Origin of the sequence: Argonema antarcticum A004/B2 (assembly GCF_023333585.1) — a bacterium.
Lineage (GTDB): Bacteria > Cyanobacteriota > Cyanobacteriia > Cyanobacteriales > Aerosakkonemataceae > Argonema > Argonema antarcticum.
Genome location: NZ_JAIQZN010000172.1, coordinates 1 through 7671, shown reverse-complemented (window position 1 = coordinate 7671; position 7671 = coordinate 1). Strand labels below are relative to the sequence as shown.

General features: G+C 45.1%; 8 protein-coding genes. 2 read left to right on the top strand and 6 right to left on the bottom strand.

Annotated elements, in window-relative coordinates; translation table 11 throughout:
• Nucleotides 1–81: 81 nt before the first annotated feature.
• The 4 genes from LAY57_RS34335 to LAY57_RS34320 all read right to left on the bottom strand — a co-directional run bounded on the left by LAY57_RS34335 (nt 82) and on the right by LAY57_RS34320 (nt 3642).
• On the bottom strand, nt 82–1488 hold the full coding sequence (locus tag LAY57_RS34335) for an adenylate/guanylate cyclase domain-containing protein (RefSeq protein WP_249071758.1): 1407 nt from the start codon (nt 1486–1488) through the stop codon (nt 82–84).
• A 381-nt stretch (nt 1489–1869) separates the two neighbouring features.
• A complete protein-coding gene (locus LAY57_RS34330) occupies nt 1870–2340 on the bottom strand; it encodes a hypothetical protein (protein WP_249071756.1) in 471 nt (156 codons plus the stop codon).
• A 21-nt stretch (nt 2341–2361) separates the two neighbouring features.
• On the bottom strand, nt 2362–3138 hold the full coding sequence (locus tag LAY57_RS34325) for a hypothetical protein (protein WP_249071754.1): 777 nt from the start codon (nt 3136–3138) through the stop codon (nt 2362–2364).
• 315 nt (nt 3139–3453) lie between these two features.
• Nucleotides 3454–3642: a hypothetical protein gene (locus tag LAY57_RS34320; RefSeq protein WP_249071752.1), complete on the bottom strand. Its 189-nt coding sequence runs from the start codon at nt 3640–3642 to the stop codon at nt 3454–3456.
• 411 nt (nt 3643–4053) lie between these two features.
• Here LAY57_RS34320 and LAY57_RS34315 point away from each other — a divergent pair, with 411 nt between their 5' ends.
• Complete coding sequence (locus tag LAY57_RS34315) at nt 4054–4512, top strand: GNAT family N-acetyltransferase (protein WP_249071749.1); 459 nt, start codon at nt 4054–4056, stop codon at nt 4510–4512.
• A gap of 18 nt (nt 4513–4530) precedes the next feature.
• On the opposite strand, the gene LAY57_RS34310 is transcribed toward LAY57_RS34315, so the two are convergent.
• Nucleotides 4531–4935, bottom strand: a complete 405-nt coding sequence (locus tag LAY57_RS34310) for a DUF2281 domain-containing protein (protein WP_249071748.1) — start codon at nt 4933–4935, stop codon at nt 4531–4533.
• Nucleotides 4932–5558, bottom strand: coding sequence for a DUF6883 domain-containing protein (locus LAY57_RS34305; protein WP_249071746.1), 627 nt, complete (start codon nt 5556–5558; stop codon nt 4932–4934). Before LAY57_RS34305 ends, LAY57_RS34310 begins: the two co-directional genes overlap by 4 nt.
• On the opposite strand from LAY57_RS34305, the gene LAY57_RS34300 reads away from it, so the two are divergent.
• Nucleotides 5517–7671 (top strand): tetratricopeptide repeat protein (locus tag LAY57_RS34300; RefSeq protein WP_249071745.1); only part of this gene is annotated, 2155 nt, incomplete at its 3' end. The two genes, LAY57_RS34305 and LAY57_RS34300, sit on opposite strands and share 42 nt — an antisense overlap.

Below are 7671 nucleotides of genomic sequence, written 5' to 3'. Positions count from 1 at the left end.
GACAACTGACAACTGACAACTGACAACTGACAACTGACAACTGACAACTGACAACTGACAACTGACAACTGACAACTTGCACTAGGACTTTCTTCCTTTGAGCAAATAAGCGAGTATTTCTCCGCGACCCTTGACTTTTAGCACACCGCGTTCTTCAAAGAGATATTTTTCTCGTAATAGTTCGTAGGTAGTTGCTGTCACTTGAATGCTACCGGCAATTCCCAGGGATTCCATGCGGCTAGCAATGTTAACGGCGTCACCCCACAAATCGTAGGAAAATTTTTTTAAGCCAATGACGCCTGCTACAACTGGCCCGGTGTGGATGCCAATGCGGATGCTGAAGGGTTCGCCGTTATCTCGTTGGAAGCGAGTTATTTCCCGTTGCATATCCAGGGCTATTTCCGCGATCGCACTGGCGTGGTCTGACCGGGGAGAGGGCAGACCGCCAACTACCATGTAGGCATCGCCGATCGTTTTGATTTTCTCCAAACTGTACAGGGACGCTAGGCGATCGAATGCGGAGAAAATTTCATTGAGCAAACTAACCAATTCTATCGGAGGAATACGAGCTGCCAAACTTGTAAAACCAACAATGTCAGCAAACAGAATAGTGACTTCCTCAAAGCGTTCGGCAATACAACTTTGTTGCTGTTTCAATTGTTCTGCGATCGAGAAGGGCAAAATATTGAGTAATAGACGCTCTGATTTTTCTTGCTCGACGCGCAGGATTTCTTCTGCCAACTTGCGTTCGTTAATTTCCTGGCGGACGCGCTGATACATTTTGTTAAACGCTTTCATGACTTCTCCTAACTCATCATCGCGCTTAACAGAAAGAGAATAAAATTTAGGATTGGCTTTATCCTTGGCTATTGCTTCACCCGCCGCGATTAGGTCGTCGCGCAGTCGCAAAATGGGAACTATGAGGGTTGACCCCAAGACTAGCATTGTTACGGAGGTCACGAAAGCTGAGATCAATAAAACTAAGCCAGCAATACGTCGAATGTATGCGGATAATTCTCGGTTGACTGAGGCCGCATCGTGACGAGCAATTATGACATAGTTTATTCCTAGCTTGCGGGCTGACCAAGCGATGTCGTAGCGCGAGCCATCTTGGTTGCGAGCGCGAACCATATCCATACCTTTTAGAGCGAAAAATTTAATCTCTGGCGACTCACCAAATGTCCCTATGAGTTGTCCGCTAGGTTCGTAAATAGCTACTCCTAAAATGACAGAATATCGTGTCAGATTGTTGATTTTTTCTAGGAGTTTATCGCGCTTGACTTCTTGTTGGGTTAAGCGGGCTATTGAAGGAACGATTGCGGCAGAAACATCTTCTATTTGCCACAAAAGTTCGTGTTCGCGCATATAATAGGACGGGATTAGGATAATCACCTCAATTAAAACCAGGCTGAGGAAAACCCAAAAGATGATATGTTGAGATAAACGCGCTTTAAATGAATTGAGTACTGCTGCCAACCAAGTTGACATCTAATTTCCTCGCGTAGCTTGTGAAATAGTATTGTATTGCCATTTTAGATTTTTTAGTTTAGGTTCATACATGGCCTCAACTTTTGAATTTTGACTTATTTTACGGGTAGCTTTTGTTCGCCAAAAAAGGTTTTTCAACAAGAGGCAGGGCCTGGTTGTTCTGGCGATCGGGTTGAACCTGGTCACGAGGGAATGGAGGAAATGGCAAGCTTGTTTAGCGCAGACACAGGAGGCAAAGCCTCCTTTTATCGCTCCCAGGTTGAACCTGGGAGCGAGGCTTCAGGGGGCTCCGCCGAGCTTAAGAGTGCCTGCCATTCGGAAGGTCGGGGCTCTGCCTCCTGGGATTATTGAGAAGGGTTAATAACAGTGTAAAATGTTAGGTTACCTATAAGGGTCTTTGTTTTGGGGAAAAATACGATCGAACAAAGGTAGAAACACTCGTAACGATTGACCCCGTTTCCTCTTCATGTCTGCATCCAAGGAACGCTCTATGGCTAGGGCACCTGCAATTCCTTGTCCGGGTTTTTTGGATTCGGAAACGATGACTAAGGCTTGTGCCAGACGGCGTGCGGCTTCGTTGCGATCGCCTTTTGCCATCGCGCGATCGGCTAATGTTATAGCCAGATTTTCATCTGCTACCAAAGAAGGTCTGGTAATAACACGAGTTGCGATCGCCCTCTCATAGTTGGCTCTGTAAGCTGTGCAAGTACTGGCAGTGCAGCTTCTGGGCCGATTGGTAGCGGCATTTACGGTTGGTGCAGCCTCCGCAACTTCTGTTAGGTTAACTCCAGCGATCGCAATAGTCAGTGGAAGCAAAGTTCCTGTCGCAAGTAATTCAAGTTTCTTTTTCATTGGCTATTATCCTTAGAGGGTTTAGCGGTTGGGAAAAATCCTTCTAAACAAAGACAGATCCCTGAGCGTTAGGTCGAATACTTCCTCTACGTCTTTATTCAATCTCCGCTCAAAGTTTAAAGCTGCTCTAGTTCCATCCATTTTTTCGATCGTGACCAAAGCTTGTGCAAAACGAACTGCTGCTTCATTATCTCTCCCTCTCTCCAAAGCTTTCAAGGCCAAATGAATTGCCTCATCTGGATCGTTAACTCTGGAGGGTCTGCGGATCGTGCGCTCAGCAATAGCTCGCTCATAGTTGTCTTCGTAAGAGTTATCTTCGTAAGAGTTGTCTTCGTAAGAGTTCCCAGAAAACTGCTGGCTTGGAAAAATTCTTGCCAGTAAGGGTAACCTATCCCTGAGCCTTTGACCCGTATTTTCTACCTGGTCGTCGTCTAAGCTACGCTCTAAGTCTAAAGCTTCTCTTGTCCCATCCATGTCCTCAACCATAACTAAGGCTTGTGCAATACGACGTGCAGCTTCATTGCGATTGCCCCTTCTTAGCGCTTGTTCTGCTAAATCAATAGCGTGCTGTGCATCCCTAACTCTACCCGGTCTGCTGATAATGCGCCTACTAATGGCTCTCTCATAGTTGTTTCTGTAATAATTTTCAGAAATGCTTTGAGAGTCTCGTCTTAGCTGTTTGGTGGCGGCTACTTCAACGGTCGGTGTTGCTGTTGCTGCTTCTGTGCTGATAGCGGCTATCAGCACAGCCAAGGGTATCAAAGCTGCTGCTACAGTCGATTTAACGGTCTTTTGCATAGATCGTTGTCCTTTAAGGATGAGTGACTGGCAGATCGTCGATATCTGCTCATAATCTATTCAGCTACAAGAGCGGTAATTTATGCGATCGTAAAAAAACGATAAATATACCGATAGGAAGCACCACTATAACCGTGAGTTAACTCTTAACTTTTCCCCTGTCAAAGGTTAACACTCACCTGTATTGCGTAACCAAGCTTTCACTAGGTATCAAATATAGCACATCAGAGTACCAGTAGCCTTTGACGTTTTTCATCCGGCTCTTCAAAGTAATTGCCCAGCCTGCTTTGCTATAAGATACTCCAAATGCTGACACTATGCCAATAGGATTCCATGTTTATAGCGGTTTGCAGGTAAGTGAGGTAGATAGAAACCCGGTTTCTTGAAGAAACCGGGTTTCTGGGATACAGGATTTTTCTCCACTCCCCCACTCTCGGAGAAAACCGCTGTATGGGGTGAAAGGCGATCGCGTCGTGCCAAAATTGAATAAGTTTGGTGGGTCATATCATGTCCGGTTGCATCGGTAGCCTAAGCGTGATGCGAGAAATTGTCTGTTGTCATCGAGGGTTAAATTTTTACCACAGATGAAGACAGATGAACACAGATGAACACAGATAAGAGAGTTATTTTTTTTAGACAACCGATTCCACCGGACATGATATCAGGTGCCGATCGAGGTACTGTATAGCTAGGGGCTAGGGGCTAGGGACTCGAAAAGTCAAAAGTCAAAAGTCAAAAAATAATTAATTACCACTGACCACTGAACACTGACCACTGACCACTGACAGCGGAAGAAGGGGCTAAGGGCTAGGGGCTAGAATCCGCAAACGTTTCAGGAATTGAGAATGTCCTAACTGCCAAGAAGGTTGCTATACAACGCGATCGACAAAATCATTAACATTCACTGCTAGTCTGATGGAAATAACTTTTAGAACCGCAAACAACAACGATATTGATTTACTCTTGACATTTATGCAGGAGTTTTATGAAATAGAGCATTTGCAATTTAACCATCAGATTATCCGCCGTTGTTTAGAGGAAATATTTAATAACGATAAACTGGCGATGGTATGGTTAATTTGTGCAGGTAGTGAAGCAGTGGGCTATGTTGTTCTCACTTTTGGCTACAGTATAGAATTTCACGGACGAGATGCCTTAGTGGATGAACTTTATATTCGATCGGGATATCGCGCACAAGGAATAGGCACAAAAACGCTCAAATTTGTAGAAACATTTTGCCAATCTTTAGGAATTAAAGCTCTACATTTGGTAGTAGCTTATGAAAATAGCAAAGCTAAAAGTGTTTATCAAAAAGCGGGTTTTATCGAGCATGACCGCTATATAATGACTAATTGGATCGGCAAGGATGAATGAAAGTAATGATAATTTATACTATATCAACTGATTTACACTTTTTTGCTGCTTCTGCTGTAGAAACTCCGCAAAATCTCTAACTTCCGCTAGTAATTCATCAGGTAATTCATCCAAAACAGCCGCTAAATGCGCCCGAATTCCCATTGTTTCACGGGCGGGCACTGTCAATATTAGCTGGTTTGGATAAACAGTTTCCACGCCAATACTTTCCATAAACGCTCCTTCCTCATCCTGTGTTGCGGGCACAAAATTTTCCGCATCGTCGTATTTAACCCAACCTCCAAATAATTCGACAATATAAACTTCGCCATTATTCAAAACTTCGACAATTGCTCCAACCGTTCCTATTGGTGCTATTCCTCCATCAGTTAAAGGAATTTCCTCGGTTAACTTTACACCATCAAATAGCTGAAATATCATCATTGCAAACCACCTAATCTATCTGGTACTGCTGTCACAAATCTTGCTACATCTTCATTAAAGAGAACTATCCAAACCGTGCGTATCCGCCGCGATAAACCGGAAGGCCCGGTAAGCTGGATATAAGCGCGATAAAGCTCACCTTGAGCATTTTGACTCTGAGGTTGTAGCATATCTATCGTAACTGCTGCCAGGATAGCCTCTCGAATTGCCTCTAGCGAGTCAAATCCCATTACCTCACGCCAAAACTTTCGTTTATCTCCACCTTCTCCGGGTTCAGCAGCACGGTTGAGGAGATACTGCGCTTTAGCAATGGGAAACTCAAAACGTGCCGGAGATGTCTTTGTAGCTACTTGCTTATAAAACTGGCTATTGAGGATGGGGCCGATCGCTCTTTCAGTATACAAAAGTTGGAATGCGATCGCGCCATGTACGTTGTTGCGCTTTAGCGCCATCTCCAGGTACGTAGTCCCAGCGCCCCAGAAACCCGGTTTTTCCAAAAAACCGGGTTTCTTACCTCCACCCAACAACCTCAAGCATAAATCGCTACAATCGAAAATATTGGCAACCCTTGGGTGCAGCAGATGTTCGCAAAAATCTGGCGCTGGCTGATAAAATTGTGGCAACAGCTATTGGGAAAACCACCCCAACCTTCCCCCCCTGGCGCGGGAACTTCAGGGGGTAAACCAAATCCACGCCTCAGCGATGCAGAATTTGAAAAGTTGTTTTTGCAACTGCTGGATAGGGTGGAAGAAAATCCGAGTCGGCAGAATATAAAAGGTTTTTTGTTTACCAAACTTATTGATGAAGATGAGTTGGTGGCGTGGTTGCGTCGCTTTGGCAGCAAGTTGTTAGAATCACCGGAAACCCATCGGAAATTAGCGCGGCGGATGGTGCAATTAGGTAAGGTTGCTGGTGGGGAATTGGGAGATGTGGCGGGAAAAATTGGCAGGGAATTGTTGGTAAATTCAGGAACCACATCTTTTAAGCCGATTATTAATAATCAAACTCCAGTTACAAAAATTTTGGTTTCTGATAATGTTCCACTAGATCTGGAAGCTGAAGAGTGGAATAACCGAGGTGTTAGTGAGTATAATGCTGGTAATATTGAAGCTGCACTTCCTTACTTTCAACGGGCAGTAGCAATTTCCTCTAACTACCACGTTTACCTGTATAATTTGGGCGTTACCCTTAATGATTTAAAGCAACACCAGCAAGCAATAGAAGTCCATAGGCGGGCGCTCAAAATTTTCCCTAACTTCCACTATGCCTGGTTTGATTTGGGCAATGCGCTGAGTAACTTAGGACAATATCAACAAGCAATAGAAGCCTATCGACGGGCAATCAAAATTTCCCCTAATTTCCACGATGCGTTGAATAATTTGGGCAATGCGCTGTATGACTTAGGGCAATACCAACAAGCAATAGGAGCCTACAACCGGGCGATCGAGATTTCCCCTAATTTCTGCGATGCCTGGAATAATTTGGGCAATGTGCTAAATGACTTAGGGCAATATCAACAAGCAGTGGAAGCCTACAATCGGGTGATCGAAATTTTCCCTAACTTCGGCAATGTCTGGAATGGTTTGGGCATTGTGTTGAGAGACTTAGGGCAGTACGAAAAAGCAATAAAAGCCTTCAACCAGGCTTTAGAAATAACGCATAATCAATACTGGCAAGCTTGGGCAAATCTAGGTTGGGCAATCTATTACTTACACGGCTATCAAGCAGCATTGCGAAACTGGGATGAGGGGTTGCAATCTCTCCAACCAGAGACACCCGACTATCAAGAAGGTTGCGCTGTTTTACATCATAGAAAAGGTGATGCCCACTATCTTTACGGAAAACGACAACCAAATCCCCAACCCTACTGGCGCGATGCAAGAAACAGTTATATCACCGCCCTAAAAACACTTTCCGGTTCCCAAACTTCCATCTTAGGAGAAGTTCTGGTAGCACAAGTTAGCCCCCGCTTCCAGTTACTATATCTGGAAATCTTGCAAAAATTAGCCAAAGTCTGTAACGCCCTCAACTACCAAGATGATTTTCAGCTATGTTTGGATATTGGCGATACGATGCTGGAAAACTTGCTACTGGAAACTGAATCACAAGAGAGGAAAATCCAGTTAGCCAAAAAGTTCGCCACATTCAGTCAATTGCGAGTAGTGCTGTTAGCCCAGTCATCGCAACCAAAAGAAGCACTTTTGTTAGCCGAAAAACGGAAAAATCTCTGCTTGCGTTGGTTGCGCGAATCCCGTTATGTGGGAATGAAGGATGAAACGCCGCTAGAATATCCCGAAATCGAACAACTTCTCTCTCCGGGTATGGCAGCAATTTACTGGCACTATAGCCCCGCTGCGATTACTACTTTTATTATCAAATATAACGACATCCAGATTCATTTAGCAGAAGAACCCCCATCCCCCAACCCCTTCCCCCGCAACGGAGGAAGGGGAGAAGGAGAAGGTGACAGCGATTCTCTTACCCCCAGGCCCCTGCAAAGAGAAAAGGGAGAAGGAGAAGCTGAAGAACCCCCATCCCCCAGCCCCTTCCCCCGCAACGGAGGAAGGGGAGAAGGAGAAGGTGACAGCGATTCTCTTACCCCCAGGCCCCTGCAAAGAGAAAAGGGAGAAGGAGAAGCTGAAGAACCCCCATCCCCCAGCCCCTTCCCCCGCAACGGAGGAAGGGGAGAAGGAGAAGGTGACAGCGATTCTCTTACCCCCAGGCCCCTGCAAAGAG